Annotated in this window: 11 protein-coding genes; 4 read left to right on the plus strand and 7 right to left on the minus strand. The window is 74.5% G+C overall.

Translation table 11 applies throughout. The annotated features are described in order from the left end of the window. Window positions 1-8 precede the first annotated feature (8 nt). The 5 genes from ACZ7GJ_RS01000 to ACZ7GJ_RS01020 are packed head-to-tail and all read right to left on the minus strand — an operon-like array spanning window position 9 to window position 4,513. Window positions 9-500 (minus strand): hypothetical protein, encoded by a 492-nt coding sequence (locus tag ACZ7GJ_RS01000; RefSeq protein WP_365925754.1) that lies wholly within the window; start codon window positions 498-500, stop codon window positions 9-11. After that, window positions 500-1,261, minus strand: coding sequence for a cobalt-precorrin-6A reductase (locus tag ACZ7GJ_RS01005; RefSeq protein WP_470748104.1), 762 nt, complete (start codon window positions 1,259-1,261; stop codon window positions 500-502). Before ACZ7GJ_RS01005 ends, ACZ7GJ_RS01000 begins: the two co-directional genes overlap by 1 nt. Next, window positions 1,251-2,000 carry a precorrin-4 C(11)-methyltransferase gene (cobM, locus tag ACZ7GJ_RS01010; RefSeq protein ID WP_470748106.1) on the minus strand — a complete coding sequence of 250 codons (750 nt, stop codon included), beginning with the start codon at window positions 1,998-2,000 and terminating at the stop codon, window positions 1,251-1,253. Before cobM ends, ACZ7GJ_RS01005 begins: the two co-directional genes overlap by 11 nt. Then, window positions 1,997-3,265 (minus strand): precorrin-6y C5,15-methyltransferase (decarboxylating) subunit CbiE, encoded by a 1,269-nt coding sequence (gene cbiE / locus ACZ7GJ_RS01015; RefSeq protein ID WP_470748108.1) that lies wholly within the window; start codon window positions 3,263-3,265, stop codon window positions 1,997-1,999. The genes cobM and cbiE overlap by 4 nt, the downstream gene beginning before the upstream one ends. 6 nt (window positions 3,266-3,271) lie before the next feature. Beyond that, entirely contained in the window at window positions 3,272-4,513 is a 1,242-nt protein-coding gene (locus ACZ7GJ_RS01020; RefSeq protein WP_470748110.1) for an MFS transporter, read from the minus strand. 127 nt (window positions 4,514-4,640) lie between these two features. Between ACZ7GJ_RS01020 and ACZ7GJ_RS01025 the strand changes: the two genes are divergently transcribed. Next, window positions 4,641-5,630 carry a winged helix-turn-helix domain-containing protein gene (locus tag ACZ7GJ_RS01025; protein WP_470748112.1) on the plus strand — a complete coding sequence of 330 codons (990 nt, stop codon included), beginning with the start codon at window positions 4,641-4,643 and terminating at the stop codon, window positions 5,628-5,630. Window positions 5,631-5,724: 94 nt separating this feature from the next. Continuing rightward, window positions 5,725-6,657 (plus strand): oxidoreductase, encoded by a 933-nt coding sequence (locus ACZ7GJ_RS01030; protein ID WP_470748114.1) that lies wholly within the window; start codon window positions 5,725-5,727, stop codon window positions 6,655-6,657. A 494-nt stretch (window positions 6,658-7,151) separates the two neighbouring features. On the opposite strand, the gene ACZ7GJ_RS01035 is transcribed toward ACZ7GJ_RS01030, so the two are convergent. After that, window positions 7,152-8,090, minus strand: a complete 939-nt coding sequence (locus tag ACZ7GJ_RS01035) for a trypsin-like serine peptidase (protein WP_470748116.1) — start codon at window positions 8,088-8,090, stop codon at window positions 7,152-7,154. A 262-nt stretch (window positions 8,091-8,352) separates the two neighbouring features. On the opposite strand from ACZ7GJ_RS01035, the gene ACZ7GJ_RS01040 reads away from it, so the two are divergent. Both ACZ7GJ_RS01040 and tsaD read left to right on the plus strand, forming a co-directional pair. Continuing rightward, window positions 8,353-9,372, plus strand: coding sequence for a phosphatidylinositol-specific phospholipase C domain-containing protein (locus ACZ7GJ_RS01040; protein WP_470748118.1), 1,020 nt, complete (start codon window positions 8,353-8,355; stop codon window positions 9,370-9,372). A 56-nt stretch (window positions 9,373-9,428) separates the two neighbouring features. Further along, window positions 9,429-10,499 carry a tRNA (adenosine(37)-N6)-threonylcarbamoyltransferase complex transferase subunit TsaD gene (gene tsaD, locus ACZ7GJ_RS01045; RefSeq protein WP_470748120.1) on the plus strand — a complete coding sequence of 357 codons (1,071 nt, stop codon included), beginning with the start codon at window positions 9,429-9,431 and terminating at the stop codon, window positions 10,497-10,499. Here the strand turns inward: tsaD and ACZ7GJ_RS01050 are convergent. Then, complete coding sequence (locus ACZ7GJ_RS01050; protein WP_470748122.1) at window positions 10,496-12,817, minus strand: immune inhibitor A domain-containing protein; 2,322 nt, start codon at window positions 12,815-12,817, stop codon at window positions 10,496-10,498. The genes tsaD and ACZ7GJ_RS01050 overlap by 4 nt on opposite strands. Window positions 12,818-12,856 lie beyond the last annotated feature (39 nt).

Here is a 12,856-nt window from a genome sequence, read left to right on the forward strand (position 1 = left end):
GTAGCCGCTCAGCAGCCCTTCACGTCGTCCGCGCAGCCCTTGACGCCCTTGGGGGCGATGGTCCCCAACTGCCAGGCGATCACACCCGCCGGGGCCGAGCCCTCCTTGGCGGCCGGCTCGACGTGCACCACGAGCGGCTCGCCCGCCGGAACGTTCAGGCGGGTGACCTCGCCCGCACAGGACACGTCGACCGAGCGCGAGCGCGGATCGCCCTCGCGGGAGATCGTCAGCTTCACCTGCGAGCTCTCCTCGCTGTCACAGGTGATGTCGAACCGGAACGGGCTCTCACCGGCCGTTTCCAGCGTCTTGTCCAGGCCGCCGGCGAGGAAGCCGGTGCCACGCACCTTCACGGTGGGGGCCACGTCGTCCTTCTCCAGGGCCTCGTCGGCCCGTTGCAGCGCGTCGTCGGGCTGCCAACCGCTCGGCGACGCCTTCTCTCCGCACCCGGTGACGAGCGCGGCGGCGACGAGGACGAGGACGAGCGAGAGACGTATGCGCATTAGTGCAGCCTAGAGCCCTGTAGCCAGTGCTGGGAACACTGAACGCAGTCCACCTCCTGGACACCCCCCGGTACCGGCGGGCGGCGGACGACGAGGACCGCTGCGCCCGCCTCCCGGGCCGCGGTCAGCTTGGGGGCCGTGGCCGATCCGCCGCTGTCCTTGGTCACGAGTACGTCGATCCGGTGGCGGGCGAGCAGTTCGCGCTCGTCGGCCAGCGTGAACGGGCCGCGCGCCAGCACGACCTCCAGGCGCGGCGGCACCGGGGCGTCCGGCCGGTCCACCGAACGCACCAGGAACCACGTGTCCGTGAGGTGCGCGAAAGTGTGCAGACCCATCCGGCCGGTGGACAGGAACACCCTGCTCCCGAGCCCCGGCAGCAGGGCGGCCGCCTCGGCCAGCGAATCCGCGAAGGTCCAGTCGTCGCCCGGCTCCGGGACCCAGCCGGGGCGGCGCAGCGCCAGCAGCGGCACCCCGGTGAGCGCCGCCGCCCCGGCCGCGTTGAAGCTCATCCGCTCCGCGAAGGGATGGGTGGCGTCGATCAGGTGCGTGACCCGGTGGCCGGTGATCCAGGCGGCCAGGCCCTCGGCGCCGCCGAAACCGCCGATCCGGATCTCGCCGGGGGGCAGCACGGGCGAGGCGACCCGCCCGGCCAGCGAGGTCGTCACGCGGTACGGGCCCGGTGCCAGGGCCTCCGCGAGGCGGCGGGCCTCCGTGGTGCCGCCCAGGATCAGGACGTGCGGGCGGTCGGGGTCAGCAGACATGCCGGTCGCGCTCGGGCGAGTACAGGTGGCTGTCGCGGAACTGCTCGGCGCCCAGGGTGCGGCCCACCACGATGACGGCGGTGCGGACCAGCCCCGCCTCCTTCACCTGGGCGGCGATGTCGGCCAGCGTGCCGCGCAGGATCAGCTCGTCGGGGCGGCTGGCCATCGCGACCACCGCGACCGGGCACTCGGCCCCGTAGTGCGGCAGCAGCTCGTCCACGACCCGGTCGACGTAGCGGGTGGCCAGGTGCAGCACCAGCAGGGCGCCGCTGCGGCCCAGCGTGGCCAGGTCCTCGCCGGGCGGCATCGGGGTCGCCTGCTGGGCGATCCGGGTCAGGATGACGGTCTGGCCGACGGTGGGGACGGTCAGCTCCCGCTTCAGCGCGGCCGCCGCCGCGGCGAAGGCCGGGACGCCCGGGACGACCTCGTAGGGGATGGCGGCCGCGTCGAGGCGCCGCATCTGCTCCGCGACGGCGCTGAAGATCGAGGGGTCGCCGGAGTGGAGCCGCGCCACGTCCTGGCCGGCCGCGTGCGCCCGTACGCACTCGGCGATGATCTCGTCGAGGTTCAGCTGCGAGGTGTCGACCAGGCGGGCGTCCGGCGGGCACTCGGCCAGCAGCTCGCGCGGTACGAGACTGCCCGCGTACAGGCAGACCGGCGCCGCGGCGAGGGTCCGCGCACCGCGCACCGTGATCAGGTCGGAGGCGCCGGGGCCCGCACCGATGAAGTACACGGTCATATCGTCTGATCCATTTCGTCTTCGCTGGGGTGGGGCTTGGTGACCGACCACTGGGTGACGGGCATCGCCTGCCGCCAGCCCGTGAAACCGCCGACCGCGACGGCGTGCGCGACGGCCAGTTTCACCAGTTCGCCGCCGTGGCGCCGGTAGCGGTCGGTGAGGACCGCCTCCGACTCCAGGGTGACGGTGTTGACCACGAGCCGGCCGCCGGCGGGCAGCGCCGCCCAGACGGCGTCGAGCAGGCCCGGAGCGGTCAGCCCGCCGCCGATGAACACCGCGTCGGGCGCGGGCAGTCCGGCGAGGGCCCCGGGCGCGGGGCCGGTGACCACGCGCAGGCCGGGGACGCCGAGCGCCGCCGCGTTACGGGAGATCCGCGCGGCCCGCTCGGGGTTGCGTTCCACCGAGACGGCCCGGCAGGAGGGGTGCGTCCGCATCCACTCGATGCCGATGGAGCCGGAGCCGCCGCCGATGTCCCACAGCAGCTCGCCGGGGGCGGGGGCCAGGGCGCACAGGGTCGCGGCGCGGACGTGGCGCTTGGTGAGCTGGCCGTCGTGCTCGTACGCGGTGTCGGGCAGCCCCGGGGCGGCGCCGAGCCGCGGCACCCCGGCGGCGGGGTCCCGGCGGCACTCCACGGCCACCACGTTCAGGGGGTCGCCGGGCGCGTGGTTCCAGCTGTCCGCGTGGCCCTCGTACGAGTCCTCGCGCTCGGAGCCGAGCTGTTCCAGCACCCGCATCCTGCTGGGGCCGAAGCCCCGCTCTCGAAGCAGAGCGGCGATCTCGTTCGGGGTCGCCGCTCCGGCGCTCAGCACCAGCACCCGCCGGCCCTCGTACAGCGCGGCCGCGAGCCGGGCCACCGGGCGGCCGACCACGGTGACCACCTCGGTGTCCTCCACGGGCCAGCCCAGGCGGGCGCACGCGTACGACACGGACGAGGGGTGCGGCAGCACCCGCAGCCGCTCCGGCCCGAGCTCCTCGGACAGGGCGCGGCCGATCCCGTAGAACATCGGGTCGCCGCTGGCCAGCACCGCGATCCGGCGGCCCGCGTGCTCCGCGGCCAGCTTCGGCACGGCCGGCCGCAGCGGGCTCGGCCACGCCACCCGCTCACCGGCGCACTCCCCGAGCGGCAGCAGGTCCAGCTGCCGGGGGCCGCCGATGAGGACCTCCGCGCCGACCAGCGCGGCCCGCGCGGCGGAGGTGAGCCCGGCCCAGCCGTCGGCGCCGAGGCCGACGACCGTGACGGGTGGGGAGGGTGGTGCGGAGCTCACTGCGGGCTACCTCGGGGAAGGGTTCGGAGAGCGGCTCGGGGACGGATCCGCCGAAGCACTCGGGGAAGGAAGGGAGCGGACCCGCAGCCTACTGGCCCGTAGTCCCCGCTCCAGGAGCAGGGTGACCACGATCGAGGCCGCGGCCAGCGCGGTCATCGCCACGGAGGCGGAGGTGTACTGGGCGACCGCCCCGGCGAGCGCCGCGCAGAGCCCCTGCGCCGTCAGCATCCCGGCCGAGTGCAGTCCGAGCGCCTGGCCCTGCGTACCGTCCGGGATCAGGGTGACGAGTTGCTCCTGCATCAGGAGCCCGGCGCTGTATCCGACGGCGGCGAGGGCGACGGCGGCCGCCGCGAGGAAGGGGCCGGGGTGCAGGGCGAAGACGAGGTAGGGCGCGGCGAGCAGCAGCCGCAGCGGTGACGCGAGCCTGGCCCGCCACCGCGGCGCGAGGAAGCGTCCGGCGACCGTGTCCCCGACGAGCATGCCGGCGGCCGAGCAGCCGAACAGCAGCCCCGCGTGCCCGGGGTCAAGGGGGACGAACAGCGACTCGCAGCCGACGATCAGTCCGTTGGGCACCCACATCGCGAGGTACAGCGTGCGCCGCGACGGGTCGGAGAACAGGGTGACGTTGGTACGCCACGTCTGCGCGGCGGACGGCCGGCCCGCCGCGCGCGGCGGGCGTCGGCGCAGGCCGAGCCGCAGGGCGAGCGCCGCGGCCAGCGAGAGCCCGGCGGCCGCGAGCAGCGCGCCGCGCGGGGAGAGCGCGGTGACCAGCACCCCGCCGAGGGCGTACCCGGCGATCTGCGTCACCCCGGTGCAGACGGCGAGCAGCGAGCGGCCCAGCAGGTAGTCCTCGGGCGGCAGGATCTCGGTGAGCAGCCCGTACCGGACCCCGCCGGCGAGGGAGTCGGCGAGCCCCTGGGCCAGCAGCACCGCGAACGCCGCCCACAGCGGCAGGCCGGGCGCGGCCGTCAGGGCGGTGCCGAGCGCGGTGAGCACCGCGAGCCGGCCGAGGGCCGCGCGCGGCTCCGTGCGGTCGGCGGCGGACAGCAGCACGGTCGCGCCGAGCAACTGCGTGAAGGACGGCCCGAACATGCTGAGCGCGGCGAGCAGCGGGCTGCGGGTGCGGTCGTAGACGAGGACGGCGAGGGCCAGCCCGCTGACGGTGGAAGCGCCGACGCGCAGGGCGGCGGCCAGGAAGAAGGGCGTGAATTCGGGCGTGCGCGCGAGGGCGCGGTAGGTCCGGGGCATGCGCGGAGTTTCCGGCGCAGCCCGCGGGCCGCCTAATCTTTCGCGCACAGACGAAACTTCAGGGCGCAGGCGAAGCATCGGGGCGGGCGGAACGCCAGGGCGTGCGGGCGGAAGGGCGGGACGCGGCATGGGGTGGTGGCGGATCGACAGCGACGCGCTCGCGGGCAGCCGCTTCGTGGTGTCGGCGCTCGCCGAGACCACGGCCGCGCTCATGGCGCTGGAGCGGCGCAGCCCCGCGCACCCGGCCGAGCGGGCCTGGCTCGCCGACCGGCTCCCGCACTACCGCGCCCACCTGGCGGCGGAACCCGCCACCGCAGCGCTCGTACGGGCGGCGCTCGGGCGGCAGTGGCTCGCCGGGTTCCTCACCCCGCCGCCGGACGGGCGGCCCTTCGAGGAGGCGGTCGCGCAGATCCGCGCCACTCCCGACGCGGTGGTCCGTACGGACCTGCGCGCGGCCTCCGCGCTCCCGGAGTCCCTCGCCCGCGCCCGGGGGCTCGGGCCGCGGACGGCGGAGCTGCTGGAGTGGGTGTGGCAGGAGGCCGTGCGCCCCGACTGGGAGCGCCGCCGCCGGGTCGCCGAGGCCGACATCCTGGTCCGCACGGCGCAGTTGAGCAGCGGCGGATGGGCCGCGGCCCTGTCCGGGATGCGGCCGGGCATGGCGTGGCTCGGCGGGGGCAGGCTGCGGATCAACCTGCAGGACCGGCCGCCGCGGGAGTTGTCGGGGGAGGCCGGGCTGGTCTTCGTACCGGTGACGACCCGGCACGGGTGGGTCTCGTGGGCCGGGCGGCACCGCCACGCCCTGGTCTACCCGTGCGACGGGCAGCTCGCGCAGCCGGCCGCGGCCGGGGCGCCTGCCGCGCTGGTCCGGCTGCTGGGCCCCGTACGGGCGCGGGTGCTGGTGCTGCTGGAGAGCCCGAAGTCGACGACCCAGCTCGTGGCGCTGACGGGGCTGAGCCTGGGCACGGTGGCCGGACAGCTGAAGGTGCTCCTGGCCGCCGGGCTGGTACTGCGCCGGCGCACGGGGCGTACGGTGCTCTACAGCCGGGTCGCGGCCGGGGACGTACTGGTGTCGGCGGCGACGGGAAGCGAGCAGGGCGAGGACGCACAGGCCGACTAGGGGGCGTCTGGTGGGTGTCCGTGGGGAAGGAGCGTCGCGACGCCGCGGACATCCGTCAGACCCCCCTAGGCGCAGCGAGCAGCGAGGAGTGGTCATGCCGGGCTGGAAGGCCGAGCACATACCCGACCAGAGCGGCCGCACCGCGGTCGTCACCGGGGCCAACAGCGGGATCGGCTACATCGCCGCCCGGGAGCTCGCGCGGCGCGGCGCGTACGTGCTGCTGGCCTGCCGCAGCGCCGCCCGCGGCCGGGCCGCGGTGGTCCGGCTGCGCGCCGAAGTGCCCGGCGCCGAGGTGGAGTTCGTGTCCTTGGACCTCGCCGACCTGGGCTCCGTACGGGAGTTCGCGGAGAACTGCGGACAGCGCCGCCCGGCCCTGGACCTGCTGGTCAACAACGCCGGGGTGATGGCCCTGCCGTTCGGGCGTACCGCCGACGGGTTCGAGACGCAGTTCGGGGTCAACCACCTCGGCCACTTCGCCCTGACCGGACTGCTGTTGCCGCTCCTGCTGGCCGCGGCCCCCGGGGCCCGCGTCGTCAACGTCTCCAGCGGCTTCCACGCGCTCGGCGACATCGACCACAGTGACCTCGACAGCGAACGGAACTACCGGCGCTGGGTGGCGTACGGCCGCTCCAAGACCGCCAACCTCCTCTTCACCCACGAGCTGTCCCGCCGGCTCGCCGCCGCGGGCCACGGCCTCGTCACGGCCGCCGCCCACCCCGGCTACGCCTCCACCAACCTGCACTCCGGGGCCTCGCGGCAGGAGGGCCGCACCCTCCTGTCGCGCGCGATGGCGCTCGGCAACTCCGTCATCGCCCAGCCCGCGGACTCCGGCGCGCTGCCCACCCTCTACGCGGCCACCGCGCCCGGGGTCCGGCCCGACGAGTTCTTCGGCCCGCGCCTCGGCTGGCGCGGGGCACCCGTGCGCTCCTGGCGGGCGAAGTGGACCCTGGACGACAAGTCCGGCGAACGTCTCTGGGCCGCCTCCGAGAAGCTCACAGGAGTCCGGTACGCGCCCCTGTCCCCCTGAGGCCCCAGGCCATGCCCAGCACGCCATGACGAATCCCCGCTCGGGCCGCCGCTCCTCCGCCGCGCCGACCTCGGAGACGGTCCGGCCCGGGCGGCCGCACAGGGACGGGTACAGGTGCGTGTGGAGGATCAGGGCGTGCCACCCTCGTCGACCTCGTGCGCCCGTGAGGGCCCGCCTCGGGCGCCCCGTTGTGAGCCCGTCCGCCCCCGGGGTGCCTCGGGGCGCCCCGGGTGGGGGCCGACCTGCGGCCGGGGGGTCGGGGAGACTCGGCGGCATGGACGACGATACGGACAACCACCCAGCCGCCGCCGGACCCGACCGCCGGCCTGACTAGGGGGTGTCTGGCGGATGTCCGTGGCGTCGCGGCGCCCGGCACGCGCTCTCGCCGCACCGACCGGAAGCCCGAGTACGGCCAGTACGCGGGCTTCCGGTCGGCACGCCGAGAGCACGCACCGGACGCCGCTCCTTCCCCACGGACATCCGTCAGACACCCCTTAGCCGCCGCGGGCGGCGCGCTCGTAGAGGTCGCGGACGGCGGTGTCGAAGCGGCTGCTGTACGAGGTCCACTCGTCGCCCCCGCCGTCGCGGCCGCCGATGACCCCGATCAGCGTGCGGTCGTCCGTCAGCACCGGCCCGCCGCTCGTGCCGTTGGGTACGTCCGCGCAGTCCAGCCGCAGCTGCGCGGGCCCGTCGGCGACGGCCGTGTTGCGGCAGTCGAGCGGCTCCTCGGCCGTGTTCGGGTACCCCATCAGCCGGGCGGGCGCGGGCAGTGCGGCGCCGAAGCGGATGGTCTCGGCGGCCCCGACGGCATCCTCCAGCCGCTGCCCGGCGTGTCCGGGGCGGCGCATCCGCAGGAAGGCCACGTCGTGGTCGGGATCCCGGTGGGCCACCCAGCGCGGGTCCACCTCGATCCGGGTCGGCACCCAGATCCCGTACGGGAGGAAGCCGTTGCGGTAGCCCGGCCCGAAGGCGAGGTTGGTGCGGAAGCCGCCGTCGTGCACACAGTGGGCGGCGGTGGCGATCAGGTCGCCGCCGGGGGAGTGGACCACGCTCGCCGAGCAGTGGTGGTCGGGGTCGCCGTCCTCGCCGGGGGAGAACAGCGCGCCGACGGCGGGCTCGGCCGGGGCGGGCCGGGCCTCCAGCGGCGCGGAGGGCTGCCACCGCGCGGTACCCCGGTGCGCCGGGGAGCCGCCGGGATCGCCGTCGCCCGGGGGCAGGCCCTCCTGGGCCAGTCCGTCCAGGACGGCGGAGGCCGCGCCGTCGGCGGCGCCGGGGTCCTGCCGGTAGCTGCCCGTCGCGGGATCGCCGGCGTCGAGGAAGGCGGCGATGCTGCGCAGCTCCCACACGTAGCCGGCGCCGCCGAGGAGCAGGACGCAGCAGATGCCGGCGAACAGGGAGGCCCGCACGGCCCGCCCGCGGGGCTTGGTGGACATGCGGCACTCCCGTTCCGGCGACTGGCTCATGGCTTCGGCTATTGGTGCGGAGTCGGATCCGACTCCTTGTTCGATCTTCCCGGATCGACGCGGTCGGCGGAGACACAGGTTCCGGAAGCGGAACGTGTTCGTCCTCACAGTCGCGCGGCCGCCATCCCCCGTCCTTCCGTGTGTCACCCAACTGGCTTACTCTCCAGGCGACTTGAGCCCGACCGGGGCAACGGGATCGACGGGAGCCGAAAGTATGAGATTGCGGAACCGGATGACGAGCGCGGTAACGGCAGGTCTGGCGGCGGTGGCCCTCGCGCTGGGCGCGGCCCCGGCCGGGGCGGCGGACGGGCTCTCCTACGCGGGATCCACCGGCGTCGGCGTGCACAACGCCTACGAGAAGGCCAAGTACCCCTACTTCGCGGACGCGCTGGACTCCGGGGCGGCCATGCTCGAACTCGACGTGTGGACCAACTTCTTCGGCAGCTCCTGGCGGGTCTCCCACAACAACCCGTTCGGCAACGACAACAACTGCGAGAACGCCACCACCCCCGCCCAGCTGCGCACCAAGTCCCGCAACCAGAACCTCGCCGGATGCCTTTCCGACATCCGCAGCTGGCACGACGCCCACCCCGGCCACCGCCCGGTCATCCTCAAGATGGAGCTCAAGGACGGCTTCGCCGCCAACCTCGGGCGCGGCCCCGCCGACCTCGACGCGCTGCTCGGTTCCAAGCTCGGCGACGCCCTCTACCGGCCCGGGCAGCTGGCCGCCGGGTACCCCGACCTGGACGCCGCCGCGCGCGCCGGCGCCTGGCCCGGCCGCGCCGACATGGCGGGCAAGTTCCTCGTGGAGCTGATCCCCGGCACCGTCGAGGAGGGCAACAGCGCCGACAAGCTGTGGACCGACCGGGAGTACGCCGAGCACCTGCGCTCCCTCGCCGGCTCGGGCCGTCTCGGCCAGGCCGCCGCCTTCCCGGCGGTGCACCGGGCCGAGGCGGGGGACCCGCGCGGGCGCTACGCCGACGCCTCGATCCGGCCCTGGTTCGTGGTCTTCGACGGGGACGCGAGCGCGTACGCGGGGGGCTCGATCGACACCGCCTGGTACGACCGCAACCACTACCTGCTGATCGCCACCGACGCCCACAACGTCGCCCCGGCCATCGACGGCACCCGGCCCACCGAGGCCCAGGCGCGCGAGCGCGTGGCCCTGATGGCCGGGCGCCACGCGTCCATCGCCTCGGCCGACTGGTACCCGCTGCCCTCGGTCCTGGCCACCGTCCTGCCTCGCGGCTAGTACCCTTATTGCGCATTGGTCGCAATAAGGGTGAGGGTGCTGTGGTGGGATCTCCGGTGGTGCTCGGAATCGAGTCGTCCTGCGACGAGACCGGCGCGGGCATCGTGCGGGACGGCAAGCTCCTCGCGCACGTCGTCGCGTCGAGCATGGACGAGCACGCCCGCTTCGGCGGGGTCGTCCCGGAGATCGCGGCCCGCGCCCACCTGCACGCCTTCAACCCGGTCGTCCGCCAGGCCCTCGACCAGGCCGGGCTGCGGATGGACCAGCTCGACGCGGTGGCCGTCACCACCGGCCCCGGGCTCTCCGGCGCACTCCAGGTCGGACTGGCCGGGGCCAAGACCCTCGCCTACTCGCTGGACATCCCCCTCTACGGGGTCCACCACCTGGCCGGTCACGTCGCCGCCGACACCCTGGAGCACGGGCCGCTGCCCGAGCCCTGCATGGTGCTGATCGTCTCCGGCGGGCACACCTCCCTGCTGCTCGTACGCGACCTGGTGCGCGAGCCGATCCTGCACCTCGGCGACACCCTGGACGACGCGGCCGGCGAGTGCTTCGACAAGGTGGCCCGCGTCCTCGGCCTGCCCTACCCCGGCGGGCCGGCCATCGACCGCGCCGCCCGGGACGGGAACCCCAAGGCCGTCACCTTCCCCCGCCCGCTGACCGGCGGGCCGCGCACGCAGGACCCGTACGCCTACTCCTTCTCCTTCTCCGGGCTCAAGACGGCCGCCGCCCGCTGGGCCGAGAGCCACCGGCTGCGCGGCGAGGAGCCGCCGGTCGCCGACGGTGCGGCCTCGCTCCAGGAGGCGGTCGCCGACGTGCTCACCCGCAAGGCGGTCGCCGCCTGCAAGGAGTACGGGGTCGGTACCCTGGTGGTGGTCGGCGGGGTCGCGGCCAACTCGCGCGTGCGCGAGCTGGCGGAACGGCGCTGCGCCTCGGCCGGCATCGAGCTGCGGGTGCCGCCCATGACCCTGTGCACCGACAACGGGGCGATGATCGCGGCCATCGGCGACCTGCTCGTGCGGGCCGGCGTGGAGCCGGCCCCGCACGCCCTGACCATCGACCCGTCCGCGCCGCTGGAGTTCGCCTCGCTCAACCCGGCGGCGCGGACGACGCCGTCACTGGTCTAGGGGGACGGGCTCACCTGCACGGTGGTCAGGGCCCCGCCCGAGGCCTCCTTCAGTACCGTGATGCGGGTCCCCGTGTCCGGGACCTTGACGCCGACCTGCGGCAGCTCGGCGTTCCAGTACGAGCCGTGGCGGTCGTCGAAGACGGAGACCCCCGGCCGCGCCGGCACCACCAGCGGGACGCCGGCCTTGTGCAGGACGATCCGGTCGCTCCTGCGCAGCGAGAACGTGGCGTCGAAGGTCTGGGCGCGGGCGTTGAGCAGCGACCCGTCCGCGAACCTCAGCGGCTCGGGCCGGGCGTCGACCGGCAGCAGCATCCCGCCGCCCGGGTGCGCCTTGGTGGTGTTGTCGCTGTACGCCGTGTTCCAGAGCCAGATCAGCACACCCTGCTGGTACGGGTAGAACTCCACCTTGTCCCCGGTGAAGCCGAAGTTGTACGGGCCGGTCCTGAGCTGCGCCCCGTAGCCGGTGTAGCGCCGGTTCTCCACGAAGTACGCCTGCGGGTGCTGCTCGCTGCCCGTACGGCCCTCCGTGCGCGACCACTTGACGGCCGTCCAGCCGTTCGCGCCCTGCTCCGCGCCGTCGCGCAGCAGCTCCTGCTCGCCCGCCGTGATCCGGATGTCGTCGAAGGTGACGCCCTTGCCGTGGGTGTTGCTGTCCGAGGTGACGCGCAGCCGCAGTTGGACGGCCGTGCCGGCGAACCGGTCGAGCGGGACCGACAGTCGGGTCCAGCCGGCCGAGGTTCCGGTCACGCCCTTGGGGGCGATGGGCGTCCCGTTCACGGTGCCCGGCAGCGCCGTCCAGACGGTCCCGCCGTCGGTGGAGGCCTCCACCGTCAGGTAGTCGAAGTCCTGCTCGATGTCGTACCAGACCCGTGCGTCGAGCCGGGCCGCCCCGTCGCCCGGGGCCACCGCCGTGAGGTCCACCGTACGGCCGAGGGTGTTGTCCATGAAGTCGCCCGTGCCGCTCCACCACTGGGAGGAGCCCTCGTACGGCTCGGTCAGGTCGGTCCTGGTCACCGTGGGCGGCAGGTGTACCAGCAGGGCCTGCGGATCCTCCGTGTTGTACGCGGAGACCCCGAGCGTGGCGCGCGTCCTGCGGCCCGCGTCGGCCTCCGTGTACTCCAGCCAGCCCAGTTGCAGCTTGCTCCACGGGTCGAGGTCCCCCGGGAACTCGCCCGTCGTGCCCGGCCCCTTGGCCAGGTAGGAGCCCGAGGACATCAGGGACCAGAAGTTGACGCTGTTGTCCCCGTCCGAGCTGTACATGTCCGGCAGGCCCAGGTCGTGCCCGAACTCGTGGGCGAACAGGCCGGCTCCGCTGTTCTCCCCGCCGGTCAGGTAGTCGCCCGCCCAGATGCCGGTGTCGCCCACCGGGGTGCCGCCCGCCTTGTTCCCCGCGGGGCCCGCGCTGCCGGCCTGGTTCCAGTAGGCGAACCAGCGGTGCGCCCAGACGGCGTCCTTGCCCTGCGTGCCGCCGCCCCAGGTCTGGTCCTTGCCCGCGTGGACGACCACCAGGTGGTCGAGATAGCCGTCGGGCTCGTCGAAGTTGCCGTCGTGGTCGGCGTCGTAGCGGTCCCACACGTCGTACTCGGCGAGCTGCGCCTTGATCTGCTCGGGCGTACGGCCCTTCGCGCGCTCGGACTTGTACCAGGCGTCCGTGGAGTCCCGGATCATGTCCCAGTTGGTACGGCACTGGCCGGGCTCGGAGCAGTTGTCCGTGCCGTAACGGGCCTCGTTCCAGGGGAGCTTGACCCAGTCGGTGACGGTGCCGTCCATGTCGTAGCGGCCGGACGACTGGAGCCGGTAGTAGGCCCGCAGCGATGCGGAGCCCGGCTCGGTGGAGAAGAACTGGCGCTGGTAGTAGGACCGGTCGAAGTCCTTGCGCCACAGGGTGTGGTTGTCCTCCTTGGCGGGCTTGCCGATGGTGTTGTGGAGCGGCCCCGGCGTACCGCCGAACCGGGGCTTGCCCTCGAACTCGGTGGTGGTGTCCACCTGGTCGCCGAACTCGGCGAGGATGACGAAGACCTTGTCCTTGCGCTCCTGGGCCAGTTCGACGTACCGCTTGCCGACCTTGGTCTGACGCGGGAGCGTGCCGTCGGCCTCGGCCCGCAGGCCTTCGGGGCCGCCGGCCGCGACGGATTCGAGGGCCTGGCGGCGCAGGGCCTGGCGCTGGAGTTCCAGGGGTGCGGGCGGCGGGGCGGCGGCGTGCTCGGCCTGCTGCTGCCCGCCGGGGGGCGGGGTCGGGGGAGTGGTGGCGGCGAGCGCGGGGGCGGCGAGGAGGGCGAGGGATATCGCCGCGCCCACCGCAGCGAGTCTGCGCAAGGTGGCTGGCCTTTCCGGGAGTTCGGGTCGAAGCGTCGG

It is taken from the genome of Streptomyces sp. NPDC037242, from assembly GCF_055604165.1.

Coding starts and splice junctions, on each gene's coding strand:
- ACZ7GJ_RS01030 (WP_470748114.1), top strand. CDS start 5,725: ATGCCGGGCTGGAAGGCCGAGCACATACCCGACCAGAGCGGCCGCACC.
- ACZ7GJ_RS01040 (WP_470748118.1), top strand. CDS start 8,353: ATGACGAGCGCGGTAACGGCAGGTCTGGCGGCGGTGGCCCTCGCGCTG.
- ACZ7GJ_RS01035 (WP_470748116.1), bottom strand. CDS start 8,090: ATGTCCACCAAGCCCCGCGGGCGGGCCGTGCGGGCCTCCCTGTTCGCC.
- cobM (WP_470748106.1), bottom strand. CDS start 2,000: ATGACCGTGTACTTCATCGGTGCGGGCCCCGGCGCCTCCGACCTGATC.
- ACZ7GJ_RS01025 (WP_470748112.1), top strand. CDS start 4,641: ATGGGGTGGTGGCGGATCGACAGCGACGCGCTCGCGGGCAGCCGCTTC.
- ACZ7GJ_RS01000 (WP_365925754.1), bottom strand. CDS start 500: ATGCGCATACGTCTCTCGCTCGTCCTCGTCCTCGTCGCCGCCGCGCTC.
- ACZ7GJ_RS01005 (WP_470748104.1), bottom strand. CDS start 1,261: ATGTCTGCTGACCCCGACCGCCCGCACGTCCTGATCCTGGGCGGCACC.
- ACZ7GJ_RS01020 (WP_470748110.1), bottom strand. CDS start 4,513: ATGCCCCGGACCTACCGCGCCCTCGCGCGCACGCCCGAATTCACGCCC.